At 56.5% G+C, this 20,681-nt stretch carries 17 protein-coding genes; 7 read left to right on the top strand and 10 right to left on the bottom strand.

Going from position 1 to position 20,681, the window contains the following annotated elements:
- Nucleotides 1-21: 21 nt before the first annotated feature.
- The 6 genes from B5D61_RS14025 to B5D61_RS14000 are packed head-to-tail and all read right to left on the bottom strand — an operon-like array spanning nt 22 to nt 6,122.
- Nucleotides 22-1,518 (bottom strand): complex I subunit 4 family protein, encoded by a 1,497-nt coding sequence (locus B5D61_RS14025; RefSeq protein ID WP_078813994.1) that lies wholly within the window; start codon nt 1,516-1,518, stop codon nt 22-24.
- A gap of 12 nt (nt 1,519-1,530) precedes the next feature.
- On the bottom strand, nt 1,531-3,426 hold the full coding sequence (nuoL, locus tag B5D61_RS14020; RefSeq protein ID WP_078813993.1) for an NADH-quinone oxidoreductase subunit L: 1,896 nt from the start codon (nt 3,424-3,426) through the stop codon (nt 1,531-1,533).
- A gap of 21 nt (nt 3,427-3,447) precedes the next feature.
- On the bottom strand, nt 3,448-3,765 hold the full coding sequence (gene nuoK, locus B5D61_RS14015) for an NADH-quinone oxidoreductase subunit NuoK (RefSeq protein WP_078813992.1): 318 nt from the start codon (nt 3,763-3,765) through the stop codon (nt 3,448-3,450).
- On the bottom strand, nt 3,765-4,346 hold the full coding sequence (locus B5D61_RS14010; protein ID WP_078813991.1) for an NADH-quinone oxidoreductase subunit J family protein: 582 nt from the start codon (nt 4,344-4,346) through the stop codon (nt 3,765-3,767). The genes nuoK and B5D61_RS14010 overlap by 1 nt, the downstream gene beginning before the upstream one ends.
- Before the next feature lie 3 nt (nt 4,347-4,349).
- Nucleotides 4,350-4,895, bottom strand: a complete 546-nt coding sequence (locus B5D61_RS14005; protein ID WP_078813990.1) for a NuoI/complex I 23 kDa subunit family protein — start codon at nt 4,893-4,895, stop codon at nt 4,350-4,352.
- Nucleotides 4,896-4,907: 12 nt separating this feature from the next.
- A complete protein-coding gene (locus tag B5D61_RS14000; RefSeq protein ID WP_078813989.1) occupies nt 4,908-6,122 on the bottom strand; it encodes a complex I subunit 1/NuoH family protein in 1,215 nt (404 codons plus the stop codon).
- Between the two features lie 179 nt (nt 6,123-6,301).
- On the opposite strand from B5D61_RS14000, the gene B5D61_RS13990 reads away from it, so the two are divergent.
- The gene (locus B5D61_RS13990; protein WP_078813987.1) at nt 6,302-6,913 is read left to right on the top strand and encodes a trimeric intracellular cation channel family protein; all 612 of its coding nucleotides are present in this window, start codon (nt 6,302-6,304) and stop codon (nt 6,911-6,913) included.
- Between the two features lie 13 nt (nt 6,914-6,926).
- Here B5D61_RS13990 and B5D61_RS13985 read toward each other — a convergent pair whose 3' ends face one another.
- Nucleotides 6,927-7,478 carry a hypothetical protein gene (locus B5D61_RS13985; protein WP_078813986.1) on the bottom strand — a complete coding sequence of 184 codons (552 nt, stop codon included), beginning with the start codon at nt 7,476-7,478 and terminating at the stop codon, nt 6,927-6,929.
- A 370-nt stretch (nt 7,479-7,848) separates the two neighbouring features.
- Between B5D61_RS13985 and B5D61_RS13980 the strand changes: the two genes are divergently transcribed.
- The 3 genes from B5D61_RS13980 to B5D61_RS13970 all read left to right on the top strand — a co-directional run bounded on the left by B5D61_RS13980 (nt 7,849) and on the right by B5D61_RS13970 (nt 10,275).
- Nucleotides 7,849-8,670, top strand: a complete 822-nt coding sequence (locus B5D61_RS13980; RefSeq protein ID WP_176159433.1) for an alpha/beta hydrolase — start codon at nt 7,849-7,851, stop codon at nt 8,668-8,670.
- 74 nt (nt 8,671-8,744) lie between these two features.
- Nucleotides 8,745-9,686, top strand: coding sequence for an ArsR/SmtB family transcription factor (locus tag B5D61_RS13975; RefSeq protein ID WP_078813984.1), 942 nt, complete (start codon nt 8,745-8,747; stop codon nt 9,684-9,686).
- Between the two features lie 61 nt (nt 9,687-9,747).
- The gene (locus tag B5D61_RS13970; RefSeq protein WP_176159432.1) at nt 9,748-10,275 is read left to right on the top strand and encodes a peroxiredoxin family protein; all 528 of its coding nucleotides are present in this window, start codon (nt 9,748-9,750) and stop codon (nt 10,273-10,275) included.
- A gap of 13 nt (nt 10,276-10,288) precedes the next feature.
- On the opposite strand, the gene B5D61_RS13965 is transcribed toward B5D61_RS13970, so the two are convergent.
- Nucleotides 10,289-11,608 carry a hypothetical protein gene (locus B5D61_RS13965; RefSeq protein WP_139373256.1) on the bottom strand — a complete coding sequence of 440 codons (1,320 nt, stop codon included), beginning with the start codon at nt 11,606-11,608 and terminating at the stop codon, nt 10,289-10,291.
- Between the two features lie 129 nt (nt 11,609-11,737).
- Between B5D61_RS13965 and B5D61_RS13960 the strand changes: the two genes are divergently transcribed.
- Together B5D61_RS13960 and B5D61_RS13955 are read left to right on the top strand one after the other, a co-directional pair.
- Nucleotides 11,738-14,452, top strand: a complete 2,715-nt coding sequence (locus B5D61_RS13960; RefSeq protein WP_078813981.1) for an AsmA-like C-terminal region-containing protein — start codon at nt 11,738-11,740, stop codon at nt 14,450-14,452.
- 452 nt (nt 14,453-14,904) lie between these two features.
- Entirely contained in the window at nt 14,905-16,800 is a 1,896-nt protein-coding gene (locus B5D61_RS13955; RefSeq protein WP_078813980.1) for a TonB-dependent receptor plug domain-containing protein, read from the top strand.
- A gap of 95 nt (nt 16,801-16,895) precedes the next feature.
- Here B5D61_RS13955 and B5D61_RS13950 read toward each other — a convergent pair whose 3' ends face one another.
- Both B5D61_RS13950 and B5D61_RS13945 read right to left on the bottom strand, forming a co-directional pair.
- Nucleotides 16,896-17,918 (bottom strand): threonine aldolase family protein, encoded by a 1,023-nt coding sequence (locus B5D61_RS13950; protein WP_078813979.1) that lies wholly within the window; start codon nt 17,916-17,918, stop codon nt 16,896-16,898.
- 327 nt (nt 17,919-18,245) lie between these two features.
- Nucleotides 18,246-18,614 carry a Dabb family protein gene (locus tag B5D61_RS13945; RefSeq protein WP_078813978.1) on the bottom strand — a complete coding sequence of 123 codons (369 nt, stop codon included), beginning with the start codon at nt 18,612-18,614 and terminating at the stop codon, nt 18,246-18,248.
- Between the two features lie 112 nt (nt 18,615-18,726).
- Between B5D61_RS13945 and B5D61_RS13940 the strand changes: the two genes are divergently transcribed.
- Nucleotides 18,727-20,637 (top strand): ABC-F family ATP-binding cassette domain-containing protein, encoded by a 1,911-nt coding sequence (locus B5D61_RS13940; RefSeq protein WP_078814038.1) that lies wholly within the window; start codon nt 18,727-18,729, stop codon nt 20,635-20,637.
- The last annotated feature ends 44 nt before the right edge of the window (nt 20,638-20,681 follow it).

Raw genomic sequence — 20,681 nt, 5'->3', positions numbered from 1 at the left:
GACGAGGTGAAAATTCGGTTTCTACATCGCAGCCACCGGGGCAGCAGACAGAGACTTCATGAGGCCCAGCAACAGCCAGGGGCAGCAGCCAACGATCAAAAGAGCTGCGGCCAGGAGAATCAACGGGATGCGCTGGCTGACGGCAGGATCATTCATAAACAGACCCGCTTTGGCGGAGCCTTGGAAGATGCTGCGATAAGCGCGGAGCATGTAAACGGCAGACATCACGACGCCCCACACAGCAAAGACGACGGTCCATTGAAGCGGACCGAATTGGGTGTTGCCATTGCCACCGAAGGCCCCGAGGAAGATCATCACTTCTCCCGAGAAGTTTGCAAGGCCTGGCAGACCGATGGAAGCGAATGTCCCAAAGGCAAACAGGATCGTGAACACAGGAGCGTGAGAGCCCAGCCCACCCAGTTTTTCGAACTCTAGCGTGCCGAGTTGATTTCTCATGCGTCCAGCAAGAGCGAACAGCAAAGCAACCGAGATCCCGTGAGCGAACATCAGCAAGACAGCCCCTTGAAGAGCGAGTTCTGAGCCTGCGGCAAGCCCCAGGAAAATGTATCCCATGTGCATCACGGAGGAGTTCCCCAGTACTTGATCCAGCGACCGCTGAGCGATGGTGACAAAGCCCATGATGAGGATGTTCCCCAGCAGCATGAAGAGCAGGGCCTGCTGCACCCACTCCACATGAATACCTTGGGGGAGGAGGGGCAGGGCGATGCGAAGGAGACCGTAGAGACCGAATTTCTTCAGCACACCGGAATGGAGCATGGCCACTGGGGTAGGCGCAGTGGCGTAGGCGGGTGCTGCCCAGCTGTGCAGCGGGAAGAGACTGACCAGCGTGCCAAAACCGAGGAGCAGCACGAAGAAAATCTGAGCCTGCTTTTCAATTGGTAACGGAGTGGCTGCCGCTTGGGCACGCAGAGCGTTCAGATCGAAAGTCAGCTTCTGACCCCCACTGTATTCCAGAACGACCCACGCCAGACCTGCGAGTAAGATCAAGCTGCCTGCGCCGAGGTAAATGGTGGTTTTCCAAGCCACGGCTTTGCGATGGGAGTCTTCACCATGACCGTAGAGACCGATCATGAGGAAGGTGGGGATCAATGCCAATTCATGGAAGGCATAGATGAAGAAGACATCCGTGGAGAGGAAGGCCCCCAAAGCTCCGCCTGCAATCAGCAGTGAAGCGATGTGATAGATGGCTGGTTTATCAGCAGCGATCTGCCAGACGGCGGCAAACGTCACGAGGACGGTCAGCAGCGCGAGGATCAAGGCGACACCGTCGGCCCCCACGCCAAAAGTAATGGCGGGATTTTCCAGAACGACGCGAGCGTTTTGGAAGGCAAAGCCAGCTCCACCCGCCGAAGCGGATTTGAACTGGAAGACCAGTCCAAGAAGGATCAGCAAATTGAGAATAGCAGCCCCAACGGAGGTCGCACGAGCCGGAGCACCGAGCCAAATGGCTAGGGCGGCAAGAATAGGTAGCAGGATGACGATTTCGAGAACGCTCATTCCAATCCTCCATCAATGGCCCACATCGGGCAAAACAAACACGACAACATAAATGACGAGCAACACGCCCAGCCCCAACAAGAAGGTATAGCCTTGAAGATGTCCGCCCTGAAGGACTCGAGCGGCTGAGCCAACGCGGGCAGCTAGATAAGCTGGGAGACGTGCCATGATGCCGTCCACCACCAGGCGCTCCAGACCTGCGACAATCCAAGCCACAGCGTCTTGCAGGACCTTCACGATCACAGCATAGATCTCATCAAAGTAGAACTTGTTAGCGAACAGCTTGATGTTCAGAGGGTCTTTGTCCTTCCCTTTGTAGAGGAAGAATCCGGCACCTGTTCCCAAGATCAAGGCACCGATGGAAGCGATCATGACCGTGGAGTGCGGCTGGGCATGGTGAGGCTCCATCGCCTCAAAGAGGGAGGTAGCCCAATGCCATGGCGAAACGATGGTCAGAAGTGCCAGAATCAGGAGCGGCAGCACCATGATGATGGGGGCTTCCACGGCATGATGGGCCGAGTCCGTGCGAGGTTTGCCCAGGAACGCGACGACAAACAAACGCGTCATGTAGAAAGCGGTCAGCATGGCGGTCACTACACCGATCCAGAACAGCGGGCTGCCACCTTTGACTTCGAAAGCAAGGCCGAGGATCGCTTCCTTACTCCAGAAACCACTGGTGATGAAAGGCACACCCATCAGGGAAGCCGTGCCAATGGCGAAGGTGACGAAGGTCACAGGCATGTGCTTCATCAGACCCCCCATTTTCCACATGTCCTGCTCATGATGGCAGGCATAGATGACGGCACCCGAGCCCAGGAAGAGCATGGCCTTGAAGAAGGCATGGGTGTAAAGGTGGAACATGGCTGGATGACCGGGGCCTGCTTCGTGGTTGTGACCACCCACCTGCATGGCGAGGAGACCGACTGCCATAACCATGTAGCCCAGTTGGGACAGGGTCGAGTAGGCCAGCACGCGTTTGATGTCGCTCTGCTGTGTGGCCATCAGAGCGGCCAGGATGGCCGTAATACCACCGATCCAAGCGATGATCTCAGCGGCGTTGGGGGAAGCTTCGATGACGAACGCACAACGCACCAGCATGAAGACCCCGGCAGCGACCATGGTGGCTGCGTGGATGAGAGCGGAGACAGGTGTGGGGCCTTCCATGGCGTCGGGTAGCCAGACGTGGAGAGGAAACTGAGCCGACTTACCGACTGCTCCCATGAACAGACAAAGGGCTGCCATGGCCATGAACGTGGTCTGACTAGCAGCTACCTGATGAAGAGGACCAGAAGCGAAGCTTTCTTTGAGTCCGGTGAAGCTGACATCGCCAAAGTTGGCCGTGAACAGCATCAAAATACCGATCATGAAACCGAAGTCACCGATACGGTTGGTGAGGAAAGCTTTTTTGGAAGCTTCAGCCGCCGAGGCTTTTTCAAACCAGTGACCAATGAGCAGGTAGGAACTCAGACCCACCAACTCCCAGAAGATGAACATCATGATCAGATTTCCAGCCAGCACGATGCCGGTCATGGAGAACATGAAGAGGGAAAGGGAACCGAAGAACCGGATCTTGGCTTCATCTTCCTTCATGTATCCGAGCGAGAAGACATGGACCAGAAGGCCGATGGAAGTGACGATCAGCATCATGCCGCGGCTTTGCTGATCAATCAGGGCATCAATGGCGATGCGGAGTTTACCCACCTCCAAGAAGGGCAGCAGGATGGGTGAAGAATCCTGGGAGTGGAGGAGCATCAAGCTGATGACGAAGCAGATCGCGGCGGAGGCGACGGACAGGACCACGCAAGCGCCTTTCAAGAGCTTGTGGCCGAGCAGAACCGTCAGCGCCGTGAAGAGCGGCAGCAGCAGGAGCAGGGTAGGGAGTGTGGGGGCGGCGTCCTGGGCGGGCATGAGCTAGAAAGTCAGTTGCGCTTAGCCTTGCAGCTTAGTGACAGATTCAGTTTCGACGCTCTGCTTCGCACGGAAGAGAGCCACGATGATTGCAAGACCCACAGCCACTTCAGCAGCGGCTACGGTGATGGTGAAGAAGACAAGAGACTGGGAAGCGTAGTCCGGCAGACCATCCGTCAAACGGAAGCGCGAGAAGGCGACCAGGGTCAGGTTGGCAGCACTCAGCATCATCTCGAGGCACATGTAGATGATGAGGATGTTACGGCGAGCGATGACGCCCGCTAACCCGAGGGCAAACAACAGCCCGCTGACGATGAGGTAATGATTCAGGGTGATCATCAGGCGTCCTTAACTCCTTTCTCACGCTTGCTCAGCACCACGACACCGATCGTGCCCACCAAGAGCAGCAAACCGACGACCTGAAGGTGAAAGCCGTATTTGTGAAAAAGATTCAGACCCATGAGCTTGGCATCGGGAAGCACGCCTGCTTTGAGATCGTTGGAAATAGTGGCCAACTTCGCTGAAGACGAGGTCGATGCCTGCTCAAGGTTGAGTGCAGCGTCCTTCAAAGGAACACTCCCTGCATCAAAAGAACTGCATACGGTGGCGACTTGAAGCGCCAAAATGGCGGCCAGGACGATTCCGCCTGCGATGGCTGGCAGGTTGGGCGCTTTGCCTTCTTCGGCCTTGATGTCCATGAGCATGATGATGAACAGGAACAACACCATGACGGCACCAGCATAGACCAAGATCTGAATGATGCCGATGAAATAGGCATCCAGACTGAGGAACAGAGCTGCCAAGCCAACGAAGCTCATCGCGAGGGACAGAGCGCTCGTGACAGGGTTGCGCGCGGTGACAACCAGCAGGCCAAAGCCTAAGGTGATAGCGGCAAAGAGATAAAAGAGGATCGAGGGCATGGCCTACTTCAGTTCATTCCACTTGTTCACGAGGCCCACACGCTGACCACCGATCTCATAGAGCTTCTTCTTGTCGTGCACCATTTCAGCGCGGGATTCGCCCGTGATGGCGTAGTCTTTGCGCAGAAAGATGGCCTGTTCAGGGCAGACTTCTTCACACATGCCGCAGTAGATGCAGCGGATCATGTCGATTTCGAATTCTTTCGGGCGCTTCTCCACCTTAGCCCATGGATCGTCACTTGGGATTTCGCCTGGGGTGATGGTGATGGCTTTGGGGGGGCAAATGAATTCGCAGAGCTGGCAGCTCACGCAACGCTCACGGTTGTGTTCATCTGTCACCAAAGCGGGAGCGCCGCGGTAGTGAGCCGGAAGATTGGCATCCCACTTTTCTTCGGGATATTCCATGGTCACCTTGGGTTTGCGCCCGGTGATTTCACGGAAGGTTTTCAGAGCATGGCCCAAGGTGATTTTCAGACCTTTGAAGAGTGTGGAAATGAACCACTTCTCGTGCCAGGCAAGCTTGGGGCGTTGGACGATAATCGTTGCCATCGGAACGGATATTTAAAACTTCAGCGGGAACCAGATCATGAGCACAGCGGTCAGGACAACATTGGCCAGAGCGAGCTCGAACATGAACAGCCATCCCAGCTTCATCAGTTGGTCGAAGCGGAAACGCGGCAGGGACCAGCGGATCAGGATGAAAAAGAGAATGAAACCGACGATCTTGGCAAAGAAGGTGGCGATATGAAGGATACCGAGCCAGATCGGAGTCGCGCCAGCAGTGTATTCCAGGCCCAAGAGAGGTGCAAAGGGAATACTCCAGCCACCCAGAAAGAGTGTCACCGCGATGCCTGACCCAATGATCATGGCGGCATATTCACCCATGAAGAAGAGGGCAAATTTCATGGAACTGTATTCCGTGTGATAACCTGCGACGAGTTCGGTTTCGCACTCGGCCAAATCGAAGGGAAGGCGGTTGGTTTCGGCAAACATGGCCACCGTGAAGATGCAGAAAGAAATCAGCATCGGCACCCAGAGGACCCAACGTCCGACAGTGAGGCCGTTGCCCCACAGTGGCAGCAGAAGCCAGCCATTAGCATCTTGATAGATGGCCATTTTGGAGAGGTTGAGTTCGCCAAAAACCATCAAAACTGGGATGACGGAAAGGCCCAGAGACAGCTCATACGAGATCATCTGAGCCGAAGAACGAACGCCGCCAAGGAAGGGGTATTTAGAATTCGATGACCAGCCTGCGAGAACGATGCCGTAAACGCCCAGAGAAGCGATGGCGAAGACGAAAAGCGGCCCAACGTTGAGATCGGCAATCACCGATTTGATGGGAGCCGTGAAACCCGTGCCGCCAGCGGCGACGATAAGGGGATTTAAGAAGCTCAAATCCAGCTCACTGCCGAAAGGAAGGACCACGCAGGTCATCAGTGCAGGCACCATGGTCAGGCAGGGGGCCAGCCAGTAGTAGAAGGTATTCACCGTGCGGGGGGTGAAATCCTCTTTGAGCAGGAACTTCAAACCATCCGCCAGGGGCTGAACGAGACCGCCGATGCCGAAGATTTGAATGTCTTTTTTGAAGCCGAAAAGCGTCAGCGGGATGCCCGTCCGGTTGGGGCCCACGCGATCCTGAATGATCGCGGAGAAGCGCCTCTCTGCGTAAACGGAGTAGGCGACCATGGGCAGGATGACCAAAAAGGTCAGAAAGACGATCTTCACCACTGAAGTGATGAGGAGGGTAAGATCAAAGCTGGCGAGAAGTGTTGCCATGGGGCTCGGTCATTATCAGGAAGGCTTTACAACGGGCAACCCGAATTTGTGAAAAATTTCACAAGCTCCGTCTTTTGAGAGTCTTTTCCCTCATGTTTGAGCCAAAGGCAGCGGGTGAATGGAGAGAAGATTTCGTCGCTTTGCTTATCGCTTTGGTGAAAAACAAGGCAGAATAGGGCATGCCTCCCTGGATCGAATACTCTGCCTGTGCTGTTTGCGCCATCTCTGGCGTTTTAGCGGCGGAGGGCAAACGGATGGATCTCTTCGGGGCCGTGGTTCTTGCCTTAGTGACCGCCGTGGGCGGGGGGACTGTCCGAGATCTCTGCCTTGGCATTCGTCCCGTGTTTTGGGTCCAGGCCACGGATTATCTTACGTGGTCGATTGTCGCAGCGGTGGGGACTTTCGTCCTCGCTCGTTTCATGCCAATGCCAGCCCGTGCGTTAGCCGTCGCGGATGCCTTTGGCCTAGCGTTGTTTGGGATCGTCGGCACTGAGAAAGCCCTCTTTATGGAGGCGCCTGCCTTAGTTGCGGTCTTGTTGGGGATTGTGACCGCCGTTGCGGGAGGCATTTTGCGGGACGTGCTCCGTGGCGAGATTCCGTGGGTGTTTCGTCCCGAAGTGGATCTTTACGCCACGGCCGTTTGTATCGGAGCCATGGTGTTCATTCTGATGCAACAGTGGCTGCCGTCTGCGGGCTGGCATCGCTATGCAGCCATGAGCGTCATCCTCGTCCTCCGCTTAGCGGCCATGCGTTGGAAGTTGCGACTGCCCATTTTTGAAACTCGGGGCTAATCAAGCCGCGTGCTCAGAGAGGCTCGCGTCCCGTAGCCTCCAAGAACTGCTGCCGTAGGCTGTGATAGTGCGTTTCCCACTGATCTAGACTGCGCTGATATTCAACGATCTGTCGTTCGAGGAGACTGATGCGCTGATGAAGCATGGTGTCCGTGCTGCCCCGCTGCGCGTCGGGCCACTGGGTGCCAACGTGCGTGGTCTCGGCACTCCGCATGTGTTGGGGACTGAAGCTGTAGAACGGCTGTTCATTCAAGCGCGACTCGGAGCCATCAAGGCAATTGATGAGCACGACGTTGCCGTCCACTTGCCCTGAGGCGAGGAACTCTTGGATGGTCGCCACATTGGTCGGACCGTAAAGGAACTGGTCGGGCATCTGGATGAGCCAATCCATCTGCAACTCCTTCACCATCGGTGCTCTCAGCCAATTCTGGCGTCCGTCATTGGAGAGCTTGTCCATGGGCGAAATCTTCGCTTCACTGGCCCAGCCGAGAAGCGTCTCGGTGGTGATCGGGCCAAACTCTTGATTGTCGGAAGCTTTGATGAGGTGCCAAATTTGGTCTGACATATCAGCAGTTTAATAAGATGACATGAGGGATGGGAAGAAGAAAATGGATGGGAAGCTCACCTTCACTCCCTGATGAATTCGTCTGGATCACCGTCGGTGATGGTATGCTGTTTGAGAGTTTGAAGCTAAATCCACAAGTGTGGAGTTTGACTCAGATACCGGAATAGCGATGTTGTTCCCTCAGGGAGGCGCTCGTATTTTATAAAGATGTCTTTCAGGCTTTTTCGAAATGTGGTTATCTTGATCCTCGCGATTTCTGTCCTGATCGTGGGGGCATTGATTTGGATGGCTGGGGAGGAGTTAGCCAGCCCGGGGGCGGCCCCTTCATGATTACCATCTCGAGTTTCTTGCCGACCCCGCATCGCATGGGGTGCGGTTGGAAAAGTGGTCTCTGAGTGACGGCACGCCCTCCATCCTATGTGAACCGGTCGCTGAGGGTAAGCTCGGACAGCGAGGGCTGAAGATTCGTCAGCAGATGCTGGATCGAGGTATCGAGTTGAAGCCCGCGGGACAAGTGGTGGGAACTTTGGTCCTCGTGCATGGGCGTAAGGCCCGTAAAGAGGACTACTTGCTCATCGCTGAACGCCTTTGTGCGGTGGGATTTCGTTGCCTGCTGGCTGACATGCCTGCGCATGGAGAACATCCGGGCCAAATGATCTATTATGGCGTAAGAGAGGCTGGGTTACCTGTGCGCTTGTTGAAGGAGGCCAGTGAGCGATTCCATTTTGCACCACAACCTGCGGGTTTGCTTGGGATGTCCATGGGTGGTTCGGTGGCCGTTCATGCGGCGGATCAGCCGGATGCTCCATGGCGTGCCTTAGTGGTGATTTCGAGTTTCGATGCGTTGGGGCCCGCGATTGAGGTTCAAGCCCAGAAGATGACAGGAGCTTGGTTGGGCGGGCTCTGGGCGGGAGCTGCAAGTGAGGCCTATTCCTGGCGCTCTGGCCTAGCTGTCTCGGCCATTCAGCCAAGGGTTCATGCGGCTCGTTTGCGGATGCCGACACTCATTGCGCATGGCACCCAGGATCATGTGGTGCCGATGGAGTCTGGACGTAGGCTCTATGAAGCTTTACCGGAATCCCTGGTCAAACAATGGGTGGAGGTTCCTGGCGCAGACCACGACAATGTTCTCATCACCGATTTTCCTATCTATGCCACAGTGGCGGAGTGGATGTGGAAGTATGCTCGCTAGTGGGAACAGAGATCTCTTCGTCGTTGATGATCATCAAATATTGATGAATGATCATATGTTGATAAGATCTGGTTATGCCATCCATCTTGAAATCACTGAGCTTGATTGCCGACCCGACGCGGGTGAGGATTTTGCTGCTCCTCGGTCAGGAGGAGCTCAGTGTGGCCGAGTTGCAGGAAGTCTTGGCCTTACCACAGTCGAACATTTCCGCTCAGTTGGCCAAGCTCAAGTCAGCCGGATTAGTGAGTGACCGTCGCAGCGGTAAAAACCGTCTTTATCAGTTGGATGAACCTTCGAGCAAAGAGAAGAGTGCGCATGAGCACTTCATGGCGCTGCTTGAGGCAGCGGGAGCAGAACTGAAAGAAGTGAAAAAAGACGCTGCCGCTCTCAAAGTGGTTTTGCGTAAGCGCACTCGTGCGGCTCAGGCTTACTTTGATACCTTGGCGGGAAAGTTTGGTCGCCATTACATTCCCGGGCGTTCTTGGAAGGGCTTGGGGGAAACGCTGCTGAAACTGATGCCGCCTCTCATCATTGCCGATCTCGGGGCGGGCGAGGGGACGCTTTCGCAATTGCTGGCTCAGAGGGCGCAGAAGGTTATCGCTGTGGACAACAGTGAGAAGATGGTGGCTTATGGTGCAGAATTGGCCTCCAAGCATGGCTTCTCCAATCTCGAGTATCGGTTGGGGGATATTGAGGAGCCTCCGATTGAAAACGCCTCGGTGGACCTCGTGTTTTTAAGCCAGGCGCTGCATCATGCGCTAAATCCTGAGCGGGCCATCAAGGCCGCTCACGCCATCCTCAAGCCAGGAGGCAGGATTGTGATTCTGGACCTGCTCAAGCACCAGTTTGAAAAAGCTCGTGAGCTTTATGCCGATGTTTGGTTGGGGTTCTCGGAAGCCGAGTTGCATGAGTTGTTAGGCCGTGCCGGTTTCCGGGATGCGGAAAGCAGCGTGGTTCATCGTGAAAGTCAGAGCCCTCATTTCCAATCGGTGCTCGCTTTGGCGACCAAGGCGTGAATGCGTTTTTGTTCCTTAGTTTGGAATAAAAGAGAGGATGCGGCTTCTCAAAGGAGCCGTTATGAAAACTTTTATATCCTTTGCTTTGTGGGTGGTCACCTGTGTGGGAGTCTTCGCCGCTCCCCCTGACGATTTCACCCTCAAGTCAGTGAGTGAGACGGGCTCCTTTTCACTCCAAGCGGCCAAAGGCCAATTTGTGGCTCTTCACTTTTTATTGAAGACGGAGTGTCCGGTGTGCTTGCGCCATACCCGAGAACACATGACCAAGGCGGCCGCTCTGCCGAACGTCATCCAGGTGTTTGTGAAACCGGATACGGAAGAAGAGATTCGTGCATGGGCGGATCAACTGCCGCCTGAAGAGCTCGCCAAGACGCCGATCTATCGTGACCCCGATGCGGCATTGGCCAAAGCCTTTGAAATCCCTGATGGTTATGCCTTTCATGGCCAGGTGGTGCATTATCCCGCCACCGTTTTGATCGGCCCAGATGGCAAGGAAGTCTTTCGATATGTGGGAAAGAATAACCGTGACCGCCTTTCGTTTGACCAGTTAGCGGCCAAGGTGGCTGAGTTATCCAAGCCCGGCAAATGATCTCAGGAAACGTCTAGCCGACCTTCGACTTCAACTGAGCGACGACTTCCTGAAGAAACATCCAATTGCGCGTGATTTGGGTGCAGACGAAGGCGACCAGGAGGAAGGTAATGGGCAGTTTAGCCCGTGGCCAATGCTCCAAGCTACGCTCTAAACCAAGCCCCACGGCAATGACCACGGCTGGTGTCCAGAGACAGGCCTGGACGAGGAGCCGATCTAGATCTCCATACCAGGGTAGTGCTGCGAGGCACCAGACCAGGATGCTGACGATGCCCAAGGTGAATGGGTCCATCTGAGCACGCCACACCAACCCCGCAAAGGCGAGAGCAAGCAGGAGCAGCCAGCCCGCCATGATGCCGTTCTGAAAATTGAGCTTGGGCCAGGCAGCTCCCGCCAGCACGACACGGCGGCGGTTTCCCAACCCGTTATCGGCTTCCGTTGAGACGACTCTGGGTGCCACGATGTTGGCTAGAAAAACCTCCCGTGAGACCAGGCCTGCATTCTCCCGGGTGGAGATCCACGGTTCACTGCGGATTTTCCAGTCGGTCAGCCGGGTTGGGAGAGGGGTAGATTGGGGATAGATCACGCGTTGCAGATTCGCCAGACCGAAGCTGACGGTGATGGCCACCAGCACCACTAGAAGTGGGCGGACGATGAAGCGTTGTTGCTGACTGCTATCGTAAGCACAGCGAGCCAGGGCCATGAGGAGGGCTGGCAATACGTTACCCACGAAGCAGCCTATGGCGTAGATACTGACAAGACCATGCAACCACCAGGGAGCCAGAGCGCCCCTGGCGGTAACAGCCATGAGAGCAGCCAGGCCAAGTCCGGCGAAGACCCACACCTCTGGTAAAGGCGCTGTCACGAACAGGCAGGTGCTGGCACCACAGATCACCGAGATCATCACGGCCCTCAAGGAAACAACGCCGCTCCAGAGTAGGGAATGATAAACCATGACCACCGTCAGGGCACCTGCGAGGCAGGTCAGCAGGGCGACACTGTATTTTTTGGCCTGATTGAGATCTTGGCCGAGCCATTGCCACCCGTGAATTAGAGCTTGGGTGGGGCCCTGATGCAAAAGAGTAAAGACGGAATGCTCCGGGCCAATCTGGCGGTGATTACCAGTGCGTGTCGTGGTCAGGTCTTGGAAAACGGTCTGACTTTCAGCACCGAATAAAAGACCGTCACGCACGTAGATGGGGCTGTCGCGGAACTGTTGGTGCGCGGCAAAGAAAAGGCTGTAAAAGGCAATGGCTAACACGGCTCCCATCCCACGCCACCGAGTGATAACGTCGGTCTTTTGAGAGGCGTGAATATAGGTGGATTGGCGCATGGAATCTTCAAGCTCCGCGAGATTGCTCCAAGCAGCAATCAGGAAAAAGTCTCCCAGCGAGGCGAGAAATGCAGCTTCGAGTGACAGTCGCCTTGTCAGGGCTATTCAGGCGGCTAGTTTATCGTCTCGATGAAGAGGCTGCTCCGACGACTGTTTAAGCTCGGCTTCGCCAGTATTTTGCTGGCGGCGGCAGTCTATGCAGGGACGGACTCCTTTGCCAAGCAGTGGCGGGAATTCATCGTGGGGCAGCTTGCTGAGCGGGGCCTGCACATGGACTTCAAAAAGCTCCTGCTGAATCCTTTTGGCGGACTGATCGCTAAAGATGTGCGGCTCTTTTCAGATGCGGAGCGCTCGCATGTTTTAGCTTCCGTAGATCGTCTGAACCTGGACTTCGACTATGGAAAGCTTCTGGAAAAGAAGTTTGTCGTCAATGGACTCGACCTCAGCCATGCCAGTGTCTCTTTGCCTGTCGATGATGCTGGGGGCGCTCAGACCATGATCACCATGGAAGACTTCAGCGCACGTGCCTTTCTTCGCGAAGGCGTGCTGGAGATTCGTCAGGCGGAGGGAGTCTTATCTGGGATTCATCTCAGCATCACCGGCATGTTGACGCTGCCGGAAAAGAAGGCGGATGATGCGCCCAAGATGCAACTGCCCAACCTTTCCGTCAGTCATCAGATGGAGGTGCTGAATTCCCATCATCGGCGCATTCAAAAAGGGCTCGATTGGCTGCACCGATTTAAGTTCGGTTCGGTGCCCAAGCTCCGTCTGGAGGTCAATGGCGCGATGGATCGACCGCTGGAGTTGGTGGCACGGTTGTTTTTTGAAGTCTCCGGTTTGCGTTACGATACCTACGTCTGCGAAGATCTCGTCGCGGAAGCTGAATACAATGCGGGGCTGATTGATCTGACTCGGCTGTATCTGAAGGATCCGACAGGGCAGGTGAATGCCAGTGCCACCTGGCGGATGGGAACCCCAGAACTGCGTTTCCAAATGACTTCCAGTGCAGATCTGCCGAATCTGGCTCAGGCCTTTTTGAACAGCGATAATCTGCGCGAGATTGTTTTCTACGGCACCCCACACCTTGCTCTCAACGGCACTTGGTTCGTGGATGGTCCTCTGGCCAAAGGTAAGCGGCCGCTCATCGCCACCGGGCGTTTGGATTGTGGGCGCTTCAGCACCCGTGGAGCTGTCTTCGACGGCCTTGAAGCGAATATCGGAGTCGCCCCCGAAGGAGTCTATATCCGTGACCTCCTGCTGAAGCATGAAACGGGGACATTGTCCGCCCAGGCTTTGTCTCATGATACGGAAGGGTTTCGTTACCGTGCGGTGCTGCGCATGGACCCCAATGCGTTTTTGCCGTTTGCAAAGATGCCGCAGACTCGTGAGATTATCTCGCGATTTCAGTTTAACTCCAAATCGAACATCTACTTTGAAATCGAAGGTTCTGGGCCCAAAGCAGACCTGCAAGAATGCTTAAACGCCGGGCGTGGTGAACTCCGTCACTTCCGTTATCGAGGCGTGGACTTGGAATTGATGGAAGCGGATGTGGAGTTCCAGGGGCCGGTGATGCATTTCCGTAACGGCAAGCTTGAGCGCGAGGAAGGGGTAGGGCAGGTGGCTCACGTGCATGTGGATGATCGTGAAAAGTGGGTTCGCTTGGAAGGCATCCGTGCAGGCCTAGATCCTGTTGCCGTGACGAGTTGTTTTGCTCCCAAAGTGGCGGGAGCGATCGCCAAATACCGTCTTCCAGCCACCACATCGGTGGAGATGGACGGCATCATCTATTACAAGGATTCGACTCGGAATGACTTTGAAGTGAAGTTTCGTCATCCTTCAGGGACGGGCCACTATGTGTTGATGGGAGAAGACCATCTGATTTCAGCGCCGGAAGGCCACTTGGTCTTCAAAGGGGATGACTTACGCTTTGATATCGATGGTCGGCTCTTTGGCCAGCCGATGAATGCGAAGGGAAATGTAGATCTGGCTCCTGGGACGAACGACTTCAGTGTGGCCGTCAAAGCGGGCAAATTCCCGTATGAGGTGTTCAGTAAGGACATGCCCTTCGAGGATGTGATTGCCAATGTGGCCAGTAAGGGCAGCACCACCTCCTTCGATATCAGGTCGGCTTTGTTAGGCGGGCGTTTCTCCCTCAAAGGATCACTGAACGAACGCGTGCAGCCGGAGCCCTATCAGGGAGAGTTGCGCCTAGACGGTGTGAGCTTGCCGCAGTTAGCCCAGATCTATTCGAAGAACAACGATACGGAAGGTGACATCACCGGCCACTTTCGGTTCGAAGGGAAAATGAATGATTGGATGGCCCTGAAAGGCGGTGGTGCAGCCATCATCGTGAATGGTAACCTGTACACCGTGCCCATTCTGGGGCCTCTAACCCCTTTGTTAGGCAGCGTTCTGCCTGGCACGATCAAAGGTTACAATGTCGCCAAAGAAGGCAATTGCACCTTTGAAGTGGCGGATGGCTTTGTGGTGACCAAAAACTTCGAAGCTCTGACCAGCGTGTTTAAAATGGCCCTCAGCGGCCGCATCGACTTCATTCGTGATGATGTGGACGTCACCGCTCAAGTGCGCATCCGTGGGCTGCCCGGATTGGTTTTCCTTCCTTTCAGCGAACTGCTGGAATACCGAGGCACCGGTCCGATCAATAACACCAAATGGTCGTCCAATCTGCTACGCATGGACAATGATAAGGATGATCGGGCTCCGCCGAGTGTGGAGACCATGAAAGAGGCGCAGCGGATCTCAGGTGAGGCCACGCGGAAAGCTTCCCCCCAGGCCGAGCCGAAACGTCCAGGCTCGATCTTTAACCGGCCAGGCGGGCGATAAAGATTTGCCGTTGCACGCGCCTCAGACCCCAGCTATGGGCAGGCACGGCGCGTCAGCCCCTGATGCGTTTTCTTTATCAAGTCCACGTCATGCATGAATGACATGGCAGCCTTTCGTAGATGCAGGGAAGACCGTGAGAATCGGTCACAGTGGCGCTGCGGTATCGGGTCACAATTTCACAACATGCGGTTCAGTGATGAGCGGCAGGCAAAGTCAATCGGTGGGTAACTGCCGGTGAAGGCGAGTGAAAAAGGCGAGGAGTCATCCTCACAAACCCGGAGTCCGAATATCTCTCTCCGAATGCTCACACCCGCTCCTCCATGGGGAGACAGGCGGGTTCACACTTCATCGCAACAATGAAGGGTGGGATCGAATGCCCAAGCTAGGTCAGTCTGTTTCAGGCTGCCGCCTCGGCTTGTGTGCTCGCTCTTGCCGCACCTTAGCAAGACCTAATGACATCAAAAACCTATGGCCTCCGTTCCATCATCGGCACGGCTGGCATCGCTATCGCAATCACTCCCTATCTGCTGCTCTCCGCTGAACCGGCGAGAGAAGCTGCTCCAGAAACCAAGGATACCAAGCTCCTCCCCGAGATTGTCGTTACCGCCACGAAGACGGAAACCGAGTCATGGAAGACCGCCTCCTCCGTCACTGTGATTGATCGTGAGGAACTGGAGCGCGAAAACTACCCCACCTTGGTGGAAGCTCTGCGCCGGGTTCCCGGTCTCACTCTCGCCGACCGTGGAGGGCCTGGCACCATCACCACCGTGCTGATGCGTGGCACCAAATCGGAGCATACCTCGCTGCTCATCAACGGACGCCCCATCCCCATGAACCTAGCCGGTCTCTACAACATCGAGACCACTCCCCTGGATAACATCCAGAGAATCGAAGTTCTACGAGGACCCGCCTCTAGCCTCTATGGAGGTAAGACCATCGGTGGAGTCATCAACATCATCACCCGCAGCGGACGCGGTGTGGAGAAACCCGAGACCACCGCGTTCTTCGAGGCCGGTAGCTACGGCAGCTTTCGCGAGGGCGTGAGCACGTTGGGTTCTGCTGCTGACTTGGACTGGGCGTTTGATTTCAATCGCTCGGACCTCCAGGGACAGCGCATCAACAGCCAGTTCCAACAGACCGGGGGAGCGGGGCGCGTGGGGTATCAGATCACCGAGACGCTGCGCTTTGAACTGGATGGTAACTACTATGAAGCCATCGTGGGAAATCCAGGCAATCGTCTGGCTAACAATCCCAATGTTCAACTCCGCACCGAGTATTGGAACATCTCGCCCCGCCTCATCTGGGATACCACGGAGAATTGGCGACAGACGCTGACCTACTCCTACAATGCTTTCCGTCAGGCAGCTACAGGCTCCACCAGCTCCTTCAGCCCCAACAATCGCATCACGGTGGAGACCCAGTTTCTGGAATATCAGAGCGAGGTCAAAGCCACCGACTGGTGGACGCTGACCGCTGGGGCTTGGTTTCAAGATATGGGTTATGATCGTTTTAATGATGACACTGGTATCCAGGACATCAGCCAGCATGAGACCAACTGGGCTCTCTATGCGCAGTCTCAGATGGAGATTGCGGAGGGACTGAACTTCGTCGCCGGTCTGCGTTACGATAACTACTCCGATTTCGAGGACGCCGTCACGTGGCGCGTCGGCCTGAGCTACCGCGTGCCTGTCTTGCAAACCCTCCTCCATGCCAACTACGGCACCGCCTTCTCCCCTCCATCTCCGCAGGATCGTGAACCCGCTTTGTTTGGCAACGCCCTACTGGCCAAGCCTGAGCGCAGCCGGGGTTACGAGGTCGGCTTTGAGCAGCCGATTCCCGCCGCCAAAGCCAAGTTCAGCGCCACTTACTTCCACAACGACATCGAGGACACTTATCAGTTTGATCTGTCCACCTTCTCCCTTCTCGCGATTGGAGAAGCCCGCACGCGTGGCGTAGAGCTCGGTGCCGAGTGGCAGCCGCTCGATCAGCTCGGCTTCTATGCCAACTACACCTACCTTGATGCCGACGACACTCTGGCCGATCTGCGCCTCGTGCGCCGTCCGCGTCACTCCATCTCCGGTGGGGTGATCGCCAAACCGGTGGAAGATGTCACCGTCAGCCTCTCCGCCACCTATGTCATGGACCGCGAGGACTTCGATCCTGTGACCTTTGCTCAAACGGATCTCGAGGATTACCTCGTTGCCCGTCTGTCTGTCGCTTGGCGGGTGCACAAGAACGTCGAGCTCTTTGCCCGTGTGGAGAACCTCTTCGGCGACAACTATGAAGAAGCCGCTGGTTTCCCTGCCTATGATACTGGTGCCTATGCGGGTGTGAAAGTGCGCTTCTAATTAAACCCCGCTACTTCACAGAGCCGGAGCCTGATTGAGATCGGGCCCCGGCTTTTTAATGCTCCTGTCGCTAGGACCAAGTCTCCTTATTTACCTCACGCCCAGGCTTGGGCATCGGCGATGAAGGTGTCTACATCGGCTTCGGTGGTGGCCCAGGAGCACATGAGGCGTGAGCCACCGCCGATGAAGCTGTAGAACATCCAGCCACGTTCTTTGAGACCGGATTTCATGGTCTCGGGTAGGCGGGCAAAGACAGCGTTGGCATCCACGGGGTAGAGGATTTGAGCGCCGGGGAGTTGGCCCAGACCATCGGCCAGCTTGCGGGCGAGCCCATTGGCCCGGGCAGCATGTTGGCGCCAGGTGTCATCATTCAGGATGCGCAGCCACTGGGCGGAGATGAAGCGCATCTTCGAGCACAGTTGGCCGGCTTGCTTGCAGCGGTATTCGAAGTCGCGAGCGAGGTCGTGGTTAAAGAAGACCACGGCTTCGGTCACGGCCATGCCGAGCTTGGTGCCGCCGCAGCAGAGCACATCCACCCCGGCTTTCCAGGTGAGGTCGGCAGGAGTGGCTGTTTGCGCAGCCAGGGCATTGAAGAAGCGGGCTCCGTCCATATGCACATGCAGGCCGTGGCTCTTGGCCAGCTTGCAGAGTCCGGCGATCTCGCCCGGGCGATAGACGGTGCCCAGCTCAGTGCTCTGGCTCAGGCTCAGGGCCTTGGGGCGTGGATAATGGAGATCGGTGCGATGGGTGATCAGGCGCTCCACATCGGTGGGGTCCAGCTTGCCTAACGAGCTTTTGGCCGTGAGAAGCTTGGAGCCGTTGGAGAAGAACTCCGGTGCCCCGCATTCGTCGGTTTCCACATGGGCCAAGTCACTGCAGATGACGCTGTGATAACTCTGGCAGAGAGAGGCCAGCGCGAGGGAGTTGGCGGCGGTGCCGTTGAAGACAAAGAAGACCTCACAGTCGGTATCGAAGAAACGGCGGAAGCTCTCACAGGCCTCGGCGGTGATGGCATCGGCTCCGTAGCTGGGATGGTAGCCCACGTTTGCTTCCGCCATGGCTTGCCAGGCTTCAGGACAGACGCCGGAGGTATTGTCAGAGGCAAAGTGGTATTTCATGGAGTGTGAGACGTGCAATCATCCGCCGGAACGGACTCAGGTAGCAATCTTTTAGAGCAGCACGCTCAGGCAGCTTGGCAAGCACACGGATTGATACCTGGGTGATGGGCTTGGGCAGTTCCAAAGCCGCTCGCACGGGACCTGGGATGGACAGCTAGGGCATGGCTTCCTCGCTGGATCAGTTCATCGAGGTGACGCGGTATTCCGTCACGCGAATGACGCTAGGTGGAGCCTTGCCCCTTGAGGGGGCAAGTGACGATCCCTTGACGGTAGGACACCTGCCTGACCTCCTCAGAGCAGCCTCGAGCGACCGTGCGTTTGGCGTCTCTACTTGGCCACGTAGTCCACCACGCAGACCTTATCGAGCAGGGGTTTGAGCTGTTTCACAAACTCCTGGTGGGCGGCGTGGGGGAGGTAAACTTCCAGTCCGGCTTTGTCGGCAAAGGTGACGAAGAAGCAGTGGGTGAAGCCGTCGTTGAGACCTTCAGGGCTGACGTTGATGCCCCACTCATACCCTTTGACGGTGTCGATCTTCGTCGCCAGCTCACCGAAGGCCTTTTCGATGTCCTGGACTTGCTCGGGGCTGGCGCTGTCTTTGAACTTGAAGAGGACGACGTGGCGATAGGGGGCTTCGGCAGCAGGGGCGGTGGTCATGAGGAGAAAGGCGGCGGCAAGGGTGAAAAGGAAGGATTTCATGCGAGGTGAAAACAACGTCGCTAAGATCCGACATGATGCAGCAGATATTGACCATGGCGCCTGCATTCGCTCTGGCAGGGGGCTTTCTCCTGGGTATGTCTCAGGCCCTCTCATGCCTCCTCCGACTGCTGCTCTCCTTTCTGCGACCGAACTCGCGCTCTCTTACGGCAACCAGCTCCTGCTGGAGGCCGTGACGCTGGCGGTATCTGCCGGGGAGAAAGTGGGGCTGGTGGGCCGCAATGGCTGTGGTAAGACGAGCCTGCTGAAGATCCTGGCGGGTGTGGAGCGGCCGGACAGTGGCGATCTGTCCCTGCGTCGAGGTTTGCGTATGGGCTATCTGCCGCAGGAATTCGAACTGGATGGGGAGAAGACGGTGCTGGAGAACATCCAATCCGGCGCGGCGGATCTGATGAGCTGGCTGACGCGTTATGAAGCAGGGGAGGGGAGTGAGGCCGAACTGGCGGAGATGCTGCACCAGATCGAGGCGGCCGATGGCTGGAACCTGGAGGCCCGGATTCGTGCGACGGCCACGGCTTTATCCGCCCCGGCTCTGGATGCCAAGGTGGCTCCGCTTTCCGGGGGGGAAAAACGCCGCGTGGCTCTGTGTCGGGCGTTGGTGGCCCAGCCGGATCTGCTGCTGCTGGATGAGCCGACCAACCACTTGGACTCCGACTCCATCCGCTGGCTGGAAGACACGCTGAAGAACTTCTCAGGGGCGGTGATCTTTGTCACTCACGACCGTTACTTTCTGGATGTCATCGCCACACGAATCATCGAGCTGGCGGATGGCGTCTGTTATTCCCACCCGGGGAACTACACGGCCTTCCTGGAAAGCAAAGCTGCACGCCAAGCCATCGCTGAACAGGCGGAGCGTCGCCGTCAGCGCTTCCTGCGCACAGAGCTGGAGTGGGTGCGTGCAGGGGTGAAAGCCCGAGGCACGAAGCAACGCAGCCGCCTGGATGCTTTTTATGCCATCGAGGGGCAGGAGGCCCCGCCTGAAGAACGGGAGATGGATTTGTTGTTACCCCCAGCGGCGGAGATGGGAGACATCGCCGTGAACCTGGAAAACGTCGGCGGTAAGGTGGATACAGAGACGGGGGAGCGGTGGCTTTTCAAGAACCTCGACATCGTCTTCCGCCCCGGTCAGTGCACGGGCATCGTGGGGCGTAATGGAGCGGGGAAGACCACGCTGCTACGCATCTGCATGGGCCAGCGGCCACCGGATGAAGGCAAGGCCACGGTGGGGAAGAAGGTGGTGTTTAACTACATCGACCAGACCCGCATGCAGCTGAATGGCGAGGGCACCGTGCTGGAGGAAGTGGCGGATCAGGATGATGTCGTCTTCTTTGGTCAGCAGAAGCTGGGGGCCCGAGGTTACCTGCGGCGGTTCCTCTTTAACGATGATCGCACCAATGAACGGGTGGATCGTCTCTCGGGTGGAGAACGCGCCCGTCTGATGCTGGCCAAGGTGCTCAAGCGCGGGGGCAACGTGATCGTGCTGGATGAGCCGACCAATGATCTGGACCTGCAAAGTCTGCGTATTTTAGAGGAAGCCCTGACCAGCTTCGAAGGCAGCACCATCGTGGTAAGTCATGACCGCTATTTCCTGGACCGTGTCTGTGATCAGATCGTGGCCTTTGAGGAAGGTGGCGTGCATGTGCAGGAGGGGAACTACAGCTACTACCTGGAGAAGCGTAAGGAGCGTGAGGCCCGGGATAAACTCTGGTCCGCACCTGCCAAGCAGGAGAAACCCACTGCGGCTCGAACGAACACCAAACCTCGAAAGCTGAGCTTCAAGGAAACTCGTGAACTGGAAGTCATCGAGGAAACCATCTTAGCCGCTGAGGAGAAGGTGGCGGAACTGGATGGCACGCTGAACGATCCCTCCTTCTACATCACCCGCTCCACTGAGGCCGAGGGGTTGATTGCCGAGCTGGAGAAGGCGAAACAGGCGGTAGCGAGCCTTTATGCCCGCTGGGAGGAACTGGAGGCCATCAAAGCGGCCAGTGAGGCGGCGGGCTGATCAAAGTTGGCTGAGGGCCCGTGGCTTCAGAAAGGGAAGACCTC

It is taken from the genome of Prosthecobacter debontii (genome assembly GCF_900167535.1).
Lineage (GTDB): Bacteria > Verrucomicrobiota > Verrucomicrobiia > Verrucomicrobiales > Verrucomicrobiaceae > Prosthecobacter > Prosthecobacter debontii.
This window is presented reverse-complemented; position numbering and strand designations above follow the sequence as displayed.